This window comes from Nostoc sp. NMS8, from assembly GCF_017115045.1.
Classification (GTDB): domain Bacteria; phylum Cyanobacteriota; class Cyanobacteriia; order Cyanobacteriales; family Nostocaceae; genus Nostoc.
Window position 1 is genome coordinate 1 of record NZ_JABXKK010000049.1, and the last position, 17,416, is coordinate 17,416.

Consider the following 17,416-nt stretch of genomic DNA (forward strand, 5'->3'; position numbering starts at 1 on the left):
GATTGCGGATCAGGCAAGTTCGCTTGTCAATAGGGTTTGAGACGCGCTAACCCTGTCGCATCAAAGAAGCGATCGCTCGTCATTTACAACAACCAGCATCAGAAGTTATTCTACTTTATCTGCGGGGACGAATTGAAAAAACCGACGCAGGCGAATGGTTATTGCTCGGAGAAAATATCCGCATCAAGCGTTCCTGGTTGAAACAACAGCTACGCCTCTGTACCGCTCAACAAATTATTATCCTCGATTGTCCTGTAGCTAATACATCCTTGCAAGATTGGGTAGAAGATTTGCAAATTGACTCCTACCAAGGACAATGTTTAATCGCCTACGCCTCACCTGCTGAGGAATCAGAACGCTTTGCCCAAAAATTTCTTGATACTTTGATGGCGGCAACCCAAGCAGATGGACTCTCAGCCGCCGGAGCGATCGCTCAACTACAATTATCCTTGGCAGGTAGCGGTGTTCCTTTTTACATCTGGCTATCAGGCACGCAAGGCATTATAGAAATTCTCCAAGCAAAAACTTACACAAACACAGCAGAAACTACCACAGGATTGGATTTGGGAGTATGCCCTTACATGGGATTAAGTGCTTTTTTGGAAGAAGATAGCCAGTATTTTTACGGCAGAGAAGCTTTAACTCAGCAGTTAATTCACCAACTACGCGATCGCTCTTTTCTAGCCGTCATCGGTGCTTCTGGAAGCGGCAAATCTTCAATTGTACAAGCTGGTGTAATTCCCCAACTGCGATTGGGTAAACAAATACCCAGTAGCGAACAATGGTGGATTAAAAGCATTCGTCCAGGGGCAAATCCGCTTGAAGCCTTAGCGCGGCGGCTTGGGGGAGCAGAGGGGCAGGGGAGGCAGGGGAGGCAGAGGGGCAGGGGAGGCAGGGGAGGCAGGGGGAGTAAAAGAGCAAAAGAATTATTCTTACGCAAATTCTCCGAAAATTCATGATGTAAGTTTCTTGATTATTGGCATGGGGAAAGCTGGCACTTCTTCGCTTTACTATTATCTGTACCAACACCCTCAAATTCTCCCAGCTAGCGACAAGGAATTACATTTTTTTAATAAATATTTCGACCTCGGAGTTGATTGGTATCTAGCTCATTTTCCTCCCCTTCCTGTTGAAGAAGGCTTTTTAACCGGAGAAGCAACGCCTTGGTATCTCGGTAGCTATGAAGTTGAAAAAAGAGTATTTCAGTTATTCCCCAAAATCAAGCTAATTGCCATATTACGTAACCCTGTTACCAGAGCAATTTCTCAATACAATATGAGTCTTAAGTCGATGAAAGAACATCGTACTTTGGAAGTAGCGATGACATCTGAACTGGAAATACTGAAAGGCATAGCCGATCCTACCCAAGTCATTGAGAAATACTGGCAAACAGGAAAAGGATATCTCTAGTTTGGTTTATACTTCTATTTTTTAAAAAAATGGATGGCTGTTTTTCCGAGAGAACAGTTTCTGATTTTGCGAAGTGAAGACCTTTATAATCAAACAGATAAAACTATGAAACAGGTTTATAGTTTTTTAGAAATAACTGATTACTCGCTTTCAGGATACCCCAAGTTAATTCTGGTTCTTATTCAAAAACTAACAACGAATTACGCAAAAAATTATCTGATTTTTTACAACCGCGCAATCAGAAGTTAGAAGATTATTTAAGTATGAAATTTTACTGGCAATAATTACATTAAAGAGATTATTTATGTTTTGTTAATCAGTAAATTAATTTTTATAATCATGTATGAATAAATTGCTTTCCATAATTCACTTTAGCAACTTTGAAGTTAGGTTTAAACAGACAATAAAAGACAAATTGCCCTCAGCCGTTGCACGAATAGCATTACTTGTAACAACTGAATATGAAGGCATTTTTAGGAATGGTGGAATTGGCACTTACTACCGAACTCTCAGTGAGAGATTAGCGGCAGAAGACTTTTATGTTGTGCTACTGCTTTGCCAAAGTCAAGAGAAGTTTGCTGGAGAGTCAACTATTCCCGCAGTGAAACATATCTTTTCGACCAGCGAATGTATTGACGTATTGGAATTACAGCCGACTCACTTGGCAATTTTATCTCAGTTGCTCCCCTGGGAATGGGTAGACTACGAGAGCTATTGTGCGCTGTTTTTTGCTCAAGCGATCGCTACTACATTTCCTAAGGCCTATATTTACATTGAATTTCCTGAAATGCTGGGATTAGGATACCACACGGTTCAAGCCAAGCGATCGCGTATTTTAGGAGAGAAATGTGTGGTGGCTGTTACTTTGCATAGTGGACAGGAGTGGCTGCAAGAAGCTCATGCAAGGTACACACATTCTCATCCTGACTGGTTTTGGCAAACGAGCTATTATGAGCAATATTCCTTTGAACAGGCAGATTTAGCATTTTTTCTGTCACATTTTCTTAAAGAGAAAGTGGCGAAGTATGGTTGGAAGACATCTCATGCAAAGCATTTACCCTATTGTTTTTCAGTTATTGAACAACCATTGAAAACAATTACGCTGAGAAAAGATTTGCAAAAAATTGTTAATGAAGATAAAATTCCGCTTGTCTTTTTTGGAAGATTGGAGGAGAGAAAAGGGCTTTTTATCTTTCTAGAAGCAATCAAACTACTAGAAAGCAATATTATTGAAAAAGTTCATATCATCTTTGTGGGTAAGAACGTTGCTCTGCAAGCAGAGGGTTTACAAGGTTTAGATAGTCAGCAATATATTAAACAAAAGTTAGACTCTAAATGTCGCTACAGTATTGTGACTGATTTGTTCAGTCAAGAAGCGATTCAGTTAGTGAGTTTGTTGCATTGTGCAGTCGTTTGCCTCACCAGTAGTCAAGAGAACTTTCCCAATACAGCATTAGAAATGGGACAATTACCTGTTAGTTTAATCGTTTCAGATACAGGTGGATTTCGAGAAACTCTCAATCTAATTGGACGCACGGATGCTGTGCGCTGGTTCATACCGGAGAAGGTGCGCTCTCTTGCACAAGCTATGATTCAAACTATCTCAGCCTATCCAGAGAAATTTGGTGTACCGATGAGAGAGTTTCTCCATTTTGTGAATCAACACTTGCTGAATAAAAAATTGGAGTATATCAATCAAGCTTTTTGCCAAACAGCAACATCATCCACAAGTTATCTAGATAAAAGTGAACCCAAGCAATGGATATTGGGTATGACTTCAATGGAGGAGCAACTCTTTTTAGAGAACTATGCCCAAAATGAGTATTCAGGTAGAGGGGAAATTGTAGAACTCGGTTGCTGGTTGGGTTCATCAACTATTTCCCTAGCAATGGGACTTGAGGCTAATTCCTGTGTAACTAATAAAAACCAACGCATTCATGCTTACGATATTTTTATTTGGTGTTCATCAGCTAATATGCCGCAAAGTGTCATCGGCACTTCGTTAGAAGGAAAGTACAAAGATGGAGATAGTTTTCTAGACGAATACATGGAGCGAATTAATTCTTGGAGTCATCTTATTCATCTCCATCCTGGGAATATTGCAGAAATTGGCTGGCAACAGGGTGAAATTGAATGTCTTTTTATTGATGCTATGAAATCCTGGGAATTAACAAATAGTATTATAAAAAATTTCTTTCCTTATCTGATTCCAGAAGTATCTCTCATAATCCACCAAGACTTTGCCCATTACTATACTTCTTGGATTCATTTAATTATGTATCGTTTGCGAGAGTATCTAGTGCCGATTGAGCATCCCTTCATTTATTCTTCCAGAGCTTTTCGCTATATCAAGCTGATTCCCCATGAGTTGTTATATAATTTATATTCATTTGATAGTTTTTCTGAAACTGAAGTTGAAGCCGCTTTTAGTTATTCTTTAGATATTACATCAAAGAAAATGCAGCCGAATATTCTGGCAGCTAAAGTCATGTATTTTATTCATGTCAAAAATGTTGAAAAAGCTAAGTTGGAGTTAAAAAAAACGATAGCACGGCTTGATGATTCTGAATGGTTAGAGTTGGCTAATGTTCAAATAAATGCTGAGATATACCATTCAATTGACCTACTCACCTAAAGCATACATAGAGATATCTAGCAGAATTCAGAATCGAAGAGTCAGAATTCTGCTGTATCATCATTTCCAGTTAAAGTTCATCCCTAAATATTCCTCAAGTTGCTGGTTATAAGGACAGAAAAATTCTAACAACTGGTGCCGTGATTTATCATTAATTGGAGTATATAAGCCAGGGTTATAATTGCGATATTTATGAATCTGCTAATCTGGTAGATTCATAAAACTATAAACCTCTTTCATAGTTGCTGATGGATCATCAAATAAATCCTCGCTTTTGAGAATTAAAAACTGCTCTCTCGGAAAAATACTCATCCATTCTTTGAGATAATAGATATATAAACTGCCTAACAAATCAGGTAATAGTACACATTTTATATATTGTTGGTAATTTTCTAATAATAATAATGGGTTATAGAATAACCAATCAAACCACTGATTTATTAAACTGGGAATTTTTTCTATAGTTTCAGTTATGCTACTCTGTGTTAGCTTAGATTGACCGCTTGCCGGATGCTGATGATAGTACGAAGAAATAGCTCTATCTATTGGGTTTCTTAAAAGAATGATAAATTTCATTTTGGGAAATATAGCGAATATCTTTTTAGCTATATTTGGAGAATTAAGATAAATAGGAGTTGCTTCGCCAGTAATATAATTTGTGCTATTAGAAATTGAAGGGAAATGAGCGAGGTAATAATTAATACCTTGCTCAGAAAAATTGCCAAAGAAATGAACTTCTTTATCAACAGCAGGAAGAACTTGAGGATGGGTGCTTAGAAAAGAATAAAGAGAGGTAGTACCGCATCTAATAAATCCAGGAATGAGAAAATTTGGCTGAAGTTTTTGGTTAAAATCCCATTGTTTTTCCATCAGTTGGGGATGGGATATCAGGATTTGCTGATAGCTGGCTGCTTGGTAGGAATCAATTGCTTCTTCACTTTTACCTTGTAAGGTTAACAAAATACCTAAGACGACGCGAGCAAAATAAAAATTCGGCTGATTCTGAATTGTTTCACGGAGAATGGTAACACCTTCCTCTAGCAAACCGGAATCTATTTTTTCATTACTCCAGGTTAAGCCTAGTAAAGCAAACTTTAAATTCCAGTACGTTTTAAAGTTATGAGTGTCAAATTGAAGAGATTTTAGATAATGATAATATGCTTCTTGGAATTGAAATTGGCTTTGATATATTATTGCTAGTTTCTCATGGATATGAGAGCTATCATATTTAATAATTAAAGCTTTTTGATAGTGAGATACTAATTGTTTTTCTCTATCACTCATTGCGTTAATTTGAACTAATGGCACTTGTTTTTCCTCGTATTGTCGGTCTGTCTGCTCTAAACAAGCATTCAATTTTTCTGCTAAGACTCAAACGTGGGGTTCATCATGGTAGATATCGTCTTTGCCTCTACAACCCAACTATTCCAGCCATTAAGTTACATTGGATTGAACATCTGCTCCCAATTCTCTTGAACTAAGAAGTAAATAACTCGTCCTGAATATAGCCTTGGTTTATGATTAATTATAAGTTTTTGATTTGCATCCATGACTCTAAGAATATTCTCAACTTAACTCTAAGGCCTTTTTCAATACCAGCGTTTTTGGGAACCCAGGCTGATCGATTGGAAAGTATATCTAACGCTCGTACATTAAAGCAGGCGATCGCTTATCTGTGTGTAGAATGTTTAATTAATCAGGTATGCATCTTTCACTTAATCTCTATTGTGTAAGAAGTCAAGATGGTACAGATGCCCGCCAGTCCAGAAACCCTATTGATTGAGTTGCCTAAGACAATCGGGTTGTACGTCACCCAGGAACAGTTTGCAGCCTTAGCAGCAGCCAACCGAAGCTTGAGACTGGAAAGAATAGTACAAGAAGAGTTAATTGTGAACCCACCAATAGGCTAAGAAACTGGAGAACTTTTCTCTTTGAAAATGAATTTAAGACTGATTTCTACGCATTTCTGAGGGTTCAGTGCAGGTACTGGATAGTAAGTATATAGCAAAGCTCATCTTTTTATACTCAATATTTGTCTATTTGTCACTTTAATTTTTGCAATTGGTATAAACTTAGCGGCAGTGAGCCAAAATACATTAGGGTTTAAGCTAAAACGCTAAGGCGTGGGTCTCTAAATTAAAGAAAAATTTATCGTGGACATGATATGCATCAGCAACTTGAAGAGAAAGGATATACAATCATTAATCTTCTTAATGAGGATGAAGTACAAAATCTTTATAATTTATACATGATAAATTCTCTTTCTAGAGATTCATCAGGATATAACTCATTTACTAGTTCCAGTTCAGAGTTATCACCTCCTCAATTATTAACTCAAGAAATTAAAAAAATATTTGAACCTAAGCTAATAAACTTATTTCCTAATTACACAATTGTAGCCTCTCTCTATGTAACTAAGAAGCCAGGTTCATCAAGTAATGAAATGCTTTTACATCAAGATCCATCTATAGTAGACGAAACATCTCTAAAATCATTTCAAGTCTGGTGTCCTTTAGTTGATGTCAATGAGAACAATGGTTGTCTTCAAATTATTAATAAAAGTCATCTATTGAATTCAAAGCCAAGGCATCAATTTGCTTTTAATATTTTCCCTTACAGTAAAGACATATTTTTATGCATGAAACATCGTTATCTTACTAGCGCACCGATGAGAGCAGGACAAGCACTGATTTATGACAGACGGCTTTTTCACGGTTCTTATCCTAATTCATCGGATGCTGAAAGGGTAGTGATAGTTTGTATTTTAGCTCCTAAAAATAAACTAATGCATTTCTGCTATTTGGATTCCCCTGACTCTAAGAAAATGGAGATTTTTGAGATAGATAGTAGCTTCTACGACAGCTATATTTTGGGTGAAAAACCAAAACATGTTCAAAGTCTAGGGATCATTGATTATAAAGTAGACTCATTAACTGTAGAGCAACTTGTAGAATTTATGGAGGCTCCAGAACCAAAAACAGATAAAGACGTTGGAACCCGGGAAAAGTTTTTATCATTTTTCAACTTGCTTCGAGGTAGCGACTGGTGGTTCTACAAAATTCCACCGCTACTTGCTATTGCTTATGCCGAAATACTTTTACAACCTACGCCACCTCTACAATCTATCATTACGCTGCTAGCTCTCTTAGCTTCCATGTTTTTTATCGCTGCCTACGGTCATGTTGTCAATGACATTTTTGATATTGAGGTGGATTTGCAAGCGGGTAAGCACAATAGAATAACTTCACTCTCAAATTTACAGCGCATTTTGTTGGGTACAAGTTTGGCAGTTGCAGGTTTAATCCCTTGGTTTTTTATTGGTGTTAATGCTAAATCAACATTGTTACTTGCTACTATTTACATACTGCTAACTATTTATTCTGCTCCTCCCCTCAGACTAAAAGAAAGAGGTATTTGGGGGGTAATTACTGATGCAGCACAGGTACACGCTGTACCAACCCTGCTTGTTGCTACAGTATTCTCTGATTTAGCTAGCATACCCCAACCGCAGAGTGCTAGTTTAGCTACTGTTGCCACTGCTTGGGCATTTCTTGCAGGAATTAGAGCTATTGTTTTACATCAAATTTGGGATTGGGAAAATGATCTAAATTCGGGCGTGAAGACCTTGGTAACAAGCATCGGCGTAGACTCGGCTCGATTTGGAATAAGTTATATTGTCTTTCCATCTGAAATTTTCTTGCTATGTCTACTGATGTGGGTTACTTCTCACTTCGCTCCTTTAGTGCTAGTGTTCTTCATCCCTTATATTCCATTAAGGATGATCAATATTAAATTGACATCAGGTGTATTTGACATTGCTCCAGTTCAGAAAGCTTACATACTACCCCATGATTTTTACGAAGTGTGGCTGCCTTTGGCTTTGACAATTCTGTTATCTGTCCGAGAAGTGTCATCTTTGAGTTTGCTGGCGTTACATATAGCCCTATTTTATCCAGCGATCGCTCAAAGAGCGACTGAATTTAATCTCCCTGTTATTTCATGTTCAAACTTCATTGCAAAGTTAGTCAAGTTGCCGCGGAAGCTTAATAGACAAGAAACTATTCAGCAACAACGGCAAGAGATGCTTGAAATTCCTACTACATTACCTTTTGATGAGTTGAAAGATAGCATCACTAAAGCTATAGATTTCTTAACTAAAGTTCAATTAGAAGATGGAGAGTTTCAGACCACCTTGCCAAATGAAAATTTAAAGGCGATTTGTGGGACTCTTGGCTTGAAGCAGGAAGCAACAGAAAAATTAGTTTTTGATAGTTCCCCCTTTGTAACCTCCCTTGTAATTTATTCTCTAAGTTTTCTAAGCTATGAAAGTAAGGTGCAACAACTAATCGCAAGAGGATTAAGCTTTCTATCAAAAGAAATGGAATCAGGTGGATTGTGGAGGTATTGGTCATCAAAAAATCAAAAGCATTATGTTGCGCCTCCTGACTTAGATGATATTTGCTGCGCGTCTTATGTTTTGAGGATGAATAGTATACCAATTCAGCCGAATATTGCAATCATTCTTGGCAACAGAAACCGACAGGGATTATTTTACACCTGGCTACTTCCTAGATATTTCAGAGGGATTATTCTAAATTTCCTGACGTTAGGAAAACGATTTTCTTGCCTAGATGAATTCTGGCAACTGACTAACAAAGATGATATTTGCTGCGTAGTCAACGCTAATGTTTTATTATATCTTGGAGAAAATAAACAGACCCAAAAAGTAGTTGAGTATTTAACTAGCGTTGTTCTTCAAGGAACCGAAGATGATAACACATCATTCTATAATCACAAGTTCAATTTTTACTATATGCTTTCAAGGGCATATTTTAATGGTGTAAATTCACTTCGAGGAATAATAGCTCCAGTCACTAATAAAATTTTCAGTTTACAGAAAGCTGACGGATCATTTGGTGACGAGTTACTGACAGCTTTAGCCGTATGTACGTTGCTGAATTTCAATTGTCAAACCCTCAGCTTAGATAAAGCCATTGATTTTTTATTCAAAACTCAACAATCTGATGGTTCTTGGCAGAGAATTCCTATGTATGGTGGTAAAACAGATAAAAAGACATTTGGCTCGGCGGAATTAACAACTGCCTTTTGTATGGAATCTTTGAGCAGATATCGCTTGCTAGACAGAGTGGGGAATTGGCAACAAAGTAGAGCAGAACTGCAACAAGTTCAAGAAGAATTCAAACAATCTCAGTCTCAACTGTACACCACACAAACTGAATTGACACAATCTCAATCTGAACTACATGCCTCTAAAACTGAATTTGTAAAATCTCAGTCGGATTTACAATATACTCAAAACCAATTGCAACAAACTCAAACTGAATTGACACAATCTGAATCTGAATTACAGACCTCGCAAACTGAATTAGCACTACTCAAATCTTATCTCCAACAAACTCAGGGAAGCGAGGGAATAATGAGCTATTATCGCTCTCGCATCGTATCCAACCTTGATGAGATCCAACTTTACCATCAAGCATTGACAATTAAGCCAGATGATGTTGAAATCTATCTACAGTTAGGCAATGCTTTAGTTAGACAAAATCGCTTAGATGATGCGATCGCTACTTACCAAACTGTACTCCAATTTCACGCAGATAACTTTGAAATACACTTGGAGTTAGCAAAGGCTTTAGAAAAAGATCAGAAATGGGAAGATGCGATCGCTGCTTACCGACGTGCCATTGAACTAAATCCAGATTACTCTTGGTCGCACAAACACTTAGGCGATATCTTAGCAGAACGAGGTCAGCTTAATGATGCAAGTATCTCTTACCGCCGTGCCTTACAGCTTCAACCGAGAATTTTTTGCATGTAACCAAAAACAACAAATCAACTACAGACGTTAATTGCTCATTAGCAAAAATCTGCGGCGATCAAGATTAGCGAGGCGATCGCGTGCATCTTTAATCTCTGCTATCGTCATCTCGACGCTAGCATTGGTAAGGGTTGAAGCGCAGGCAACTCGAAAGGAGTCCGCTACTTGTGTTTAATATCCCTTTAACCGGGAGCTACTCTCTACCGTCATTCTACAAGCGATCGCTTATCTGCCTGTAGAATGTTTAGTTAATCAGGTAAGCATCTTTCACCTAATCTCTATTGTGTAAGAGGTCAAGATGGTACAGACTCCCACCAATCCAGAAACCGAAACCCTATTGATTGAGTTGCCCTCTACAATTGGGTTGTACGTCACCCAGGAACAGTTTGCAGCTTTAGCAGCAGCCAACCGAGATTTGAGATTGGAAAGAACTGCACAAGGAGAGTTAATTGTGAACCCACTAATGGGTTGGGAAACTGGAGAACGCAATTGGAGTATTTCTGGAGAGTTGTATTTATGGTGGCGTAATTCGGGCGAACTGGGTAAAGCCTTTGACTCCTCGACTGGCTTCATTTTACCCAATGGTGCAACTCGTTCTCCCGATGCCTCTTGGGTGAGCCAAGAATGTTGGGAAGCACTTACTCCAGAACAAAAAGGAACCTTTGCTAATATCTGTCCTAATTTTGTTGTAGAGTTACGGTCTAGCTCAGATAGCCTCAAGTCCCTGCAAGCTAAGATGAGAGAGTATATTGACAATGGCGCTCTCCTGGGCTGGTTAATCGATCCGCAGCAGCGACGGGTGGAAATTTATCGACCAGAATTAGTAGTGGAAGTGTTGGAAAATCCGGCTGAGTTGTCGGGAGAAGCAGTCTTACCGGGTTTTGTGCTGAATTTGCGTCGGGTGTGGGATTGAACAAGAGGCAAGGGGGCAGGGGATAGTAAGGTAATAAAGCTTGTTTTATAAGCTTTTTAACCTTTTTCAACTGGATAGTTATACTCTCTAATAGTTAGAAATCTATGCCTTATAGTAAATTCACTCTCAGTAAAGCTGTAGAGGATTTCCAACTCACAATTGTTGAAGGGAGTCGTTGAAGTATCATTGTGAAATATAGCCATTCGTGCAGGCAATCATAGTAGAATTTTGTCAACAGATATGCCCCAGTCGATCGCCACGATTTTGCTTGCAGAGTTTCTAGCTCAACCCAATATTGAGACTTCTCCGGCATGGGAATTAATTGATGGGCGAGCCGTGCAAAAAACAATGCCAACCCTCTTTCACTCACGGCTACAGCGTAACCTAGTCAATCATATCAACGATCGCACCGATCAATTTGAAGCCGTGCAAGAGCTACGCTGCATCGTACCTCCCTACTCACCAGTGCCAGATATTGCGATCGCAGGCAACGATCGCAATATCTGGCACTGGTGAGGACGGCCCATTTTATGGAGCGCCAGATTGGTTAATTGAAATTCGCTCGCCCAACCAAAGCACCCTAGACTTACAAAACAAGATTCTCCACTGCCTCAGCAACGGAACACAACTAGCCTGGTTAATCGATCTCGCTCGTCAGCAGATTTGGGTCTGGCAAGGAGACGACTTACCAATAGTCTTTGCAGGAGAAGACTTTCTGCCAAGCTTAGGTATTCTACCCGAACTTACGGTTAATGCATTAATGGCTATGACTCGGCGACAATAGCTGGTTTCTTCTCAGTCCCTCAATCGCTTTGCTTCTTTTTGGCACAGCATCATCCTAATTTTACTCTCATTTTCTCCTTTTTCCAGTCTTGAGGATTATGCAATTTCATTCCAGCCTCCCAGCCGTGACGAACACCTACAATAAAATCTTCAATATATTGAAATAACAAATAAAAAGGCAGATCATGAGTAAATTTAAGGCGTAAAATTCTTAACAAACAACGGTACATCAGAAGTAAAGTGAGACGCATTAAAAACATTGGGAAAGGTAGTTTTTGACAACCGTGTTTTAAAGCAAAGTAAGTAGTATTTTTAGCTAAAGAATACCAACAGGTGAGATGTCGGCGATCGCGGCGATTATGACTAGGTTGCACATAGTGTTCTACAACCGCATCTATATGATGAACCGTGTAGCCAGCTTCCAACAAACGCAAACAGACATCGGTTTCTTCTAAAAAATATTCAAAAAACTCATCAAAATAGCCAATTTTCACTAAAGCTTCTCGTTTATATGAAGCATTGGCTCCCATTACACCGCAAAACCATTGAGAACTGGAGATATATCTAGTTGTCTGTGTTGTACAAAGAACTGGTCGAGATTCGCTCAAACGATTATTGACGCCTCTAGCAAATTGCAATCTACCATTTGGTTGATATTTATCTATAACTGCTCCACCCACACAACCACAACTTGCTCCCTGTTCTCGGTAAATTTGTAAATGTAAATCTATCCAATTGTTGGGAGGAATAACATCATCATCAAGATAAAAAATAATGTCTTTTGTTGCAGCTTTTAAACCTAAGTTTCTAGCCACACTCACATTTCTTTGCTCAGTAAAAATAACCTGATTAATAATATCCTGATATTCTAATAAAACTAACTTGGTATCATCTTGTGCCGGGCCAACGACTACAATTAACTCTTGAAAAGAACATCGCCAAAGCGAAACGGCACTCATCACTCTTGAGAGAAATTTACACCTGTCTACAGTACAGATAATCACAGTTGCAGAAAGAGATAACATTAAAAATAATTTGGTGATAATTTCGTTGATAATTGCAAGCGATCACACACAGCAACATATCGCTCACACCCTTGTAGGATGACGGCAGGATTTTGGGATAACGAAGGGTCTTACCCCTGATTCGCCAACAGCATACTTTAAGAAGTCGAGGATCTGATTTCTCACGATTTATGCTTTCACATATGTGGAATGCTCTCCCCGGTTACTGGCAATCGAATTATCCACAAATTTCAAGCCACTTTTCTATTTTTTAGCTTTTCTTCATAATTATGTGTACTTTTTTTGACATTTTTCAGAAATTCTTCAATTTATGTCTCTAAGAGAGGTGATACTTTTAGCTACCTTTACCAAAAATTAATAAATGTAAAAAATACTCTAGAAACAGAAGTGGTAAAGAGTGGAAAGTCTATACTGTAAAGCATTTCCCCTGTTTATTAAAAATTTATGCTTCTGAAGTAGTATACTTTCTCTGAGTTCAATCAGCAGCAACAGGTATTTAAAAAGACAACTACTGCATACGTAAATAGCGTTGTTAATTCCAAGACATTGACACTGTTAATTTAGCAGAATTATTCTAAAATGCGTAAAATTCATCAAGAACTTGAAAAAAGTGGATATGCAGTCATTCAATTTCTCAATAAAACTGAAGTAAAAAGCCTCCTCAAATTTAACGAAAAGTATTCTTTTCCTAATAATTTGGCAACTACCAGTATGACTTTTAGTATAAGTACTTCAGATTTATCATATCGGAGGCTACTTACTCAGGAAATAAAAAGACATTTTACTTCCAAATTGAAAATTTTATTGCCCGAATATAGAATAGTACTTTGTAATTTAGTTTTTAAAAGCCCTGATGTATTATTAAGTGAAATGCCTCTCCATCAAGACCCATCATTAGAAGATGAACCATCTTTAACATCCTTTGGAGTATGGTGTCCTCTAATTGATGTAGACGAGCAAAATGGCTGTCTGCAAGTTGTCAAAAAAAGCCATTTATTTAATTCAAAACCTAGACCATTTTTTGCTTTTGATGGCTTTCCTTATAGTCAAGATATACTGTCAATTTTACAACAAAATTATCTCAGCAGTATCCCGATGAAAGCTGGACAAGCACTAGTATATGATACGCCACCTAATACAACTATTGTTGAAAGAGTTGCAGCTATATGCAGCTTAGTTCCTCAAAATATCTTGACCCATTTTTGTTACAGAGAGACGCTAACCTCTCAAAAGCTAGAAGTATTTGAGGTAGAGGATGAATTTTATAATCGGTACATCGTTGGACAAAGACCAGAGGGTGTGAAAAGATTGGGCACTTTTAATTATGAAGTTGACCGCCTAACACCAGAGCTACTTGTAAAAAAACTAGGAATAAATAATTCCAATTTAATAATTCCTAATTCGGCAAACTTTGAAATCAACTTTCAGGCTCAGTTTTCAGAAAAACTTAACCCCTCACCTCAAAAAGTAGCAATCCTCGTCAGCAATGAATTTGAAGGTTTTTCTCAAAATGGTGGCATAGGCACTTACTATACAACCTTAAGTCAGAAACTTAAATCTGATGGTTGGTATGTCATCCTACTGCTTTGTCAAACTGAATCTGACTTTCAAGGAAAAGCTAGCTTTCCTGATGTAGATTGCGTCTTCTCTACTCACGAAATAAAACAGGTTTTAAATCTCCAACCAATTCATCATCAAATTTTAGCGACAACGCAACAAGATGTAATTAACAGTAGCTTCGACTATCAGAGTTGCTGTTGTTTCTTCTTCACTCAAGCAGTCGTCTCTAGCTTGCCAGATGCAGTAGTTTATGTAGAATTTCCAGACATTTGGGGGTTCGGCTACCGCACAATTCAAGCTAAGAAAACTGGATTGCTGGGTGACAGTTGTCTTATCGGTGTCACTGCTCATGGGTGCTTTGAATGGTTGCGCGAGGTTAATAGTCAATATACTCTAGAGCAACCCCAGTGGTTTTGGCAAGCTTACCACTACGAGCAATTTTCCTATGAGAATGCAGACATTGCTTACTTTCCTTCATGCTTCCTCAAGTCCAAATTAGAAAGTTATGGTTGGAAAACATCTCAGTCCAAGCATTTGCCATACTTTGTACCCACTACACATCAGCAAGGTAAAAGTGAGGGATTTGCAAATCAAAATAATCTCAATGTAGATAAAATACCCGTTGTCTTTTTCAGCCGTTTGGAAGATAGAAAAGGACTTTGCACTTTCGTAGAAGCAATCAAATTACTGAATCCTATTTTAGTTGAGAGAATTCAGATTATTTTCATAGGAAAAGTTATTCCCCTGCAATCATCCCAACTACAACATCTAGACAGTCAGCAGTATATCGAACAACAACTTAATAGTCATACAACCTACAACTTAATACCAAATTTATCCAGTCAAGATGCAATTACATTTATTACTGAATTAAATCACCCAATTGTTTGCTTAACAAGCATCCAAGAAAACTTTCCCAATACGGGATTAGAAATGGGACAGTTACCCGTTAGTTTAGTAGTTTCAGATACGGGAGGGTTTCGAGAAACTTTAAATTTAATTGAGCGTTTGGACTGTGTGCATTACTTTCACCCAGCAAATTCCTATTCTCTCGCTCAAGCTATAACTGAGGCAATTAATGCTTATCCTGAAAAACCATTAATTCCCCAATATGAATTTTTAGAACAAGTCAATCAACGCCTGCTGAACCAAAGATTAGAATATATGAGTCAAGCTTTTATTAATGCCGCTCCTAAAGAACCTCAAACTCCGCTCATTACAATTGCTATTGTCTGCTGGCAGACAGTAAATACTATATTAGAGTGCTTAGAAAGTCTTGCTGCCCAAACTTACAATAATTTTGATGTGATTATCGGGTATCGAGAATCATCTGATGAGTATTTACAAGAAAGAATTACTCAAGCTCAAACTAAGTTTCCTAGCTATAAATATTTAAATTTAGATGCTAACTGGAGTTTGGGAGAAAGTTATAATTACTTAGTCGAATTAGCAGCAGGAGAGTATGTTTTACAGTTAGCTGTAGAACATATTGCCTTACCAGATATGTTAGAAAAGTTAGTGACGGCTGCGATTGCATCTGATGCAGATGTGGTAGTATGTCCGCAAGTCGCACTGCAAGAGGATGGAGAACTAGAAGCGATGCCTGCGGCGGTAAACTACGCTTTCATTGATGGTTCTTTACTCAAATTGCTGGAGTTTAACCACAACCAAGATATATCTGCGTTATTTTCGCTCAAACTGCTGCAAGAATTTCGCTACTTCCCAGAAAGAGGATTGTTCGCTCTCAATTGGCACATCTTAGCAGCAGCGATCGCCACTGGTAAAGAAATTGCTTACTACCCCTATCCTCTCTACATCACTAGCAATTTTGACTCAACAATTAATCCTGTAAATCTAGCTAAAGAACGGTATTATCTGCGTCAATATTTGTATTAAATTGAACCTAGCAAGTGGAATCAACGCCAGCTTAATTTCCTGCTAACAGGTGTTGAGCAACTTCTGCAACAGCAAAACTCAGGCAAAGTATGGCACTTTACTCATCAAAATCACCAAAATTTATCTCCTCAATCTCAGGCTTGGATACTAACTGCACAGCAAATTCAAGACGAACTCATACAAACCCAAGAAACTCTAAAAAGCGTGCAAGCTTGGAATCAACAGTTACAAGCTGGAAAAGATTGGTTAGAGTCCCAATGGCAGACATGGATGCTGAGGACACAAAAAGCCGAGTTGGAGTGGGAACGATGGCAATCTTTCAGTACGATGATGTCTACGAGTAAGTTTTGGCAACTCCGCAGTGCTTGGTTAAAATTTAAACGGCTTCTGGGATGGAAAAAGCCCGACTCGCTTGTGTTAGCACAAGTTAACTCCGACACTCGGATTCGAGATTTTGTGGCTCTGGTTGCTAGTCAAAAAGTGAGATTTTTTCAGCCGGAAGCTTCCCAAGAGCCTGTAGTTTCGATTATTTCTGTGTTTGTTAATAATTATGAATATTTTGAAACTACTTACAGAAGTATAATTAACCAAACCTGGCAAAATTTTGAATGGATTATTGTCAATGACTGCTTGACAAACGCCGATGCATTAACATTCATTGAGTCATTGTCTCAAAGAACCAACAAAATAAAAGTCCTCTCTCATTCTAGTCAACAAGGTGATGCAGCAGGACGCAACAGTGCGATCGCTCAAGCTGAAGGCAAATATTTATTTTTTATCAATTTGGTCGACATTTTTGACCCTACATATATCGAAAAATGCCTTCTGTTCTTAGAAACCCATCCTGAATTTTCCTTCGTTAACTCCTACTCTGCTGTCTTTCAAGCACAGGAATACTGGTGGAATCAAGGCTTTAGCCAACCTGCTTTATTCTTCCATGAAAATCAGCCAAAGGGAGGATTGCTGTATCGCAAAGTTGATTTTGAGCAACTAGGGGGATTTGACGCAGACTTAAAGTTATATGCAGATTGGGAACGGTGGCTAAAAGCGATTGCCAATCAACAACTTGGATGGACAATTCCTGAATATTTAGAGTGCAGTCGCAGCATTAATTCTTTAGAGCAAGACCCTTGGGAACTCAAGCGAGTAACTGAATTAATCCAGTCGCGCTACCATGATTTTTTTAGCAGCACCCCGACTACAAATATTTCTCTCAACCGTCAATCACTTAACCCCCAGCAACTCAAATATAAAATAGCCCAACAAAACTCCCTTACAGCAATTTTCAGGTAAATAGACCACAGTGGTTGAACCAACCGAAGGCATCATCTTCGGTAATATAATTTACAGCCTCT

General features: G+C 38.3%; 10 protein-coding genes and 2 pseudogenes. 10 read left to right on the forward strand and 2 right to left on the reverse strand.

Annotation, left to right across the window (positions count from 1 at the left end):
- From HWQ39_RS08735 to HWQ39_RS08745, 3 genes and pseudogenes are all read left to right on the forward strand, one after another.
- A pseudogene (locus HWQ39_RS08735) lies at positions 1 to 845 on the forward strand (hypothetical protein); the annotation flags it as partial.
- A gap of 124 nt (positions 846 to 969) precedes the next feature.
- Positions 970 to 1,659 (forward strand): annotated as a pseudogene (locus tag HWQ39_RS08740) (sulfotransferase).
- A gap of 94 nt (positions 1,660 to 1,753) precedes the next feature.
- Positions 1,754 to 4,045, forward strand: a complete 2,292-nt coding sequence (locus HWQ39_RS08745; RefSeq protein ID WP_292843512.1) for a glycosyltransferase family 4 protein — start codon at positions 1,754 to 1,756, stop codon at positions 4,043 to 4,045.
- Positions 4,046 to 4,246: 201 nt separating this feature from the next.
- Here HWQ39_RS08745 and HWQ39_RS08750 read toward each other — a convergent pair whose 3' ends face one another.
- Positions 4,247 to 5,353, reverse strand: a complete 1,107-nt coding sequence (locus tag HWQ39_RS08750) for a tetratricopeptide repeat-containing sulfotransferase family protein (RefSeq protein ID WP_292843513.1) — start codon at positions 5,351 to 5,353, stop codon at positions 4,247 to 4,249.
- A gap of 434 nt (positions 5,354 to 5,787) precedes the next feature.
- On the opposite strand from HWQ39_RS08750, the gene HWQ39_RS08755 reads away from it, so the two are divergent.
- The 5 genes from HWQ39_RS08755 (at position 5,788) to HWQ39_RS08775 (ending at position 11,581) form a co-directional block, all read left to right on the forward strand.
- Positions 5,788 to 5,955, forward strand: coding sequence for a hypothetical protein (locus HWQ39_RS08755; RefSeq protein WP_292843514.1), 168 nt, complete (start codon positions 5,788 to 5,790; stop codon positions 5,953 to 5,955).
- A 254-nt stretch (positions 5,956 to 6,209) separates the two neighbouring features.
- A complete protein-coding gene (locus tag HWQ39_RS08760; RefSeq protein ID WP_292843515.1) occupies positions 6,210 to 9,884 on the forward strand; it encodes a tetratricopeptide repeat protein in 3,675 nt (1,224 codons plus the stop codon).
- A gap of 298 nt (positions 9,885 to 10,182) precedes the next feature.
- The gene (locus tag HWQ39_RS08765; RefSeq protein ID WP_292843516.1) at positions 10,183 to 10,797 is read left to right on the forward strand and encodes a Uma2 family endonuclease; all 615 of its coding nucleotides are present in this window, start codon (positions 10,183 to 10,185) and stop codon (positions 10,795 to 10,797) included.
- A 228-nt stretch (positions 10,798 to 11,025) separates the two neighbouring features.
- Positions 11,026 to 11,313: a Uma2 family endonuclease gene (locus HWQ39_RS08770; RefSeq protein WP_292843517.1), complete on the forward strand. Its 288-nt coding sequence runs from the start codon at positions 11,026 to 11,028 to the stop codon at positions 11,311 to 11,313.
- The gene (locus tag HWQ39_RS08775) at positions 11,273 to 11,581 is read left to right on the forward strand and encodes a Uma2 family endonuclease (RefSeq protein WP_292843518.1); all 309 of its coding nucleotides are present in this window, start codon (positions 11,273 to 11,275) and stop codon (positions 11,579 to 11,581) included. The genes HWQ39_RS08770 and HWQ39_RS08775 overlap by 41 nt, the downstream gene beginning before the upstream one ends.
- Before the next feature lie 49 nt (positions 11,582 to 11,630).
- On the opposite strand, the gene HWQ39_RS08780 is transcribed toward HWQ39_RS08775, so the two are convergent.
- The gene (locus HWQ39_RS08780; protein WP_292843519.1) at positions 11,631 to 12,605 is read right to left on the reverse strand and encodes a glycosyltransferase; all 975 of its coding nucleotides are present in this window, start codon (positions 12,603 to 12,605) and stop codon (positions 11,631 to 11,633) included.
- A gap of 711 nt (positions 12,606 to 13,316) precedes the next feature.
- Here HWQ39_RS08780 and HWQ39_RS08785 point away from each other — a divergent pair.
- Both HWQ39_RS08785 and HWQ39_RS08790 read left to right on the forward strand, forming a co-directional pair.
- Positions 13,317 to 16,061, forward strand: a complete 2,745-nt coding sequence (locus HWQ39_RS08785) for a glycosyltransferase (RefSeq protein ID WP_292843521.1) — start codon at positions 13,317 to 13,319, stop codon at positions 16,059 to 16,061.
- Between the two features lie 204 nt (positions 16,062 to 16,265).
- Entirely contained in the window at positions 16,266 to 17,354 is a 1,089-nt protein-coding gene (locus HWQ39_RS08790) for a glycosyltransferase family A protein (RefSeq protein ID WP_292843520.1), read from the forward strand.
- The last annotated feature ends 62 nt before the right edge of the window (positions 17,355 to 17,416 follow it).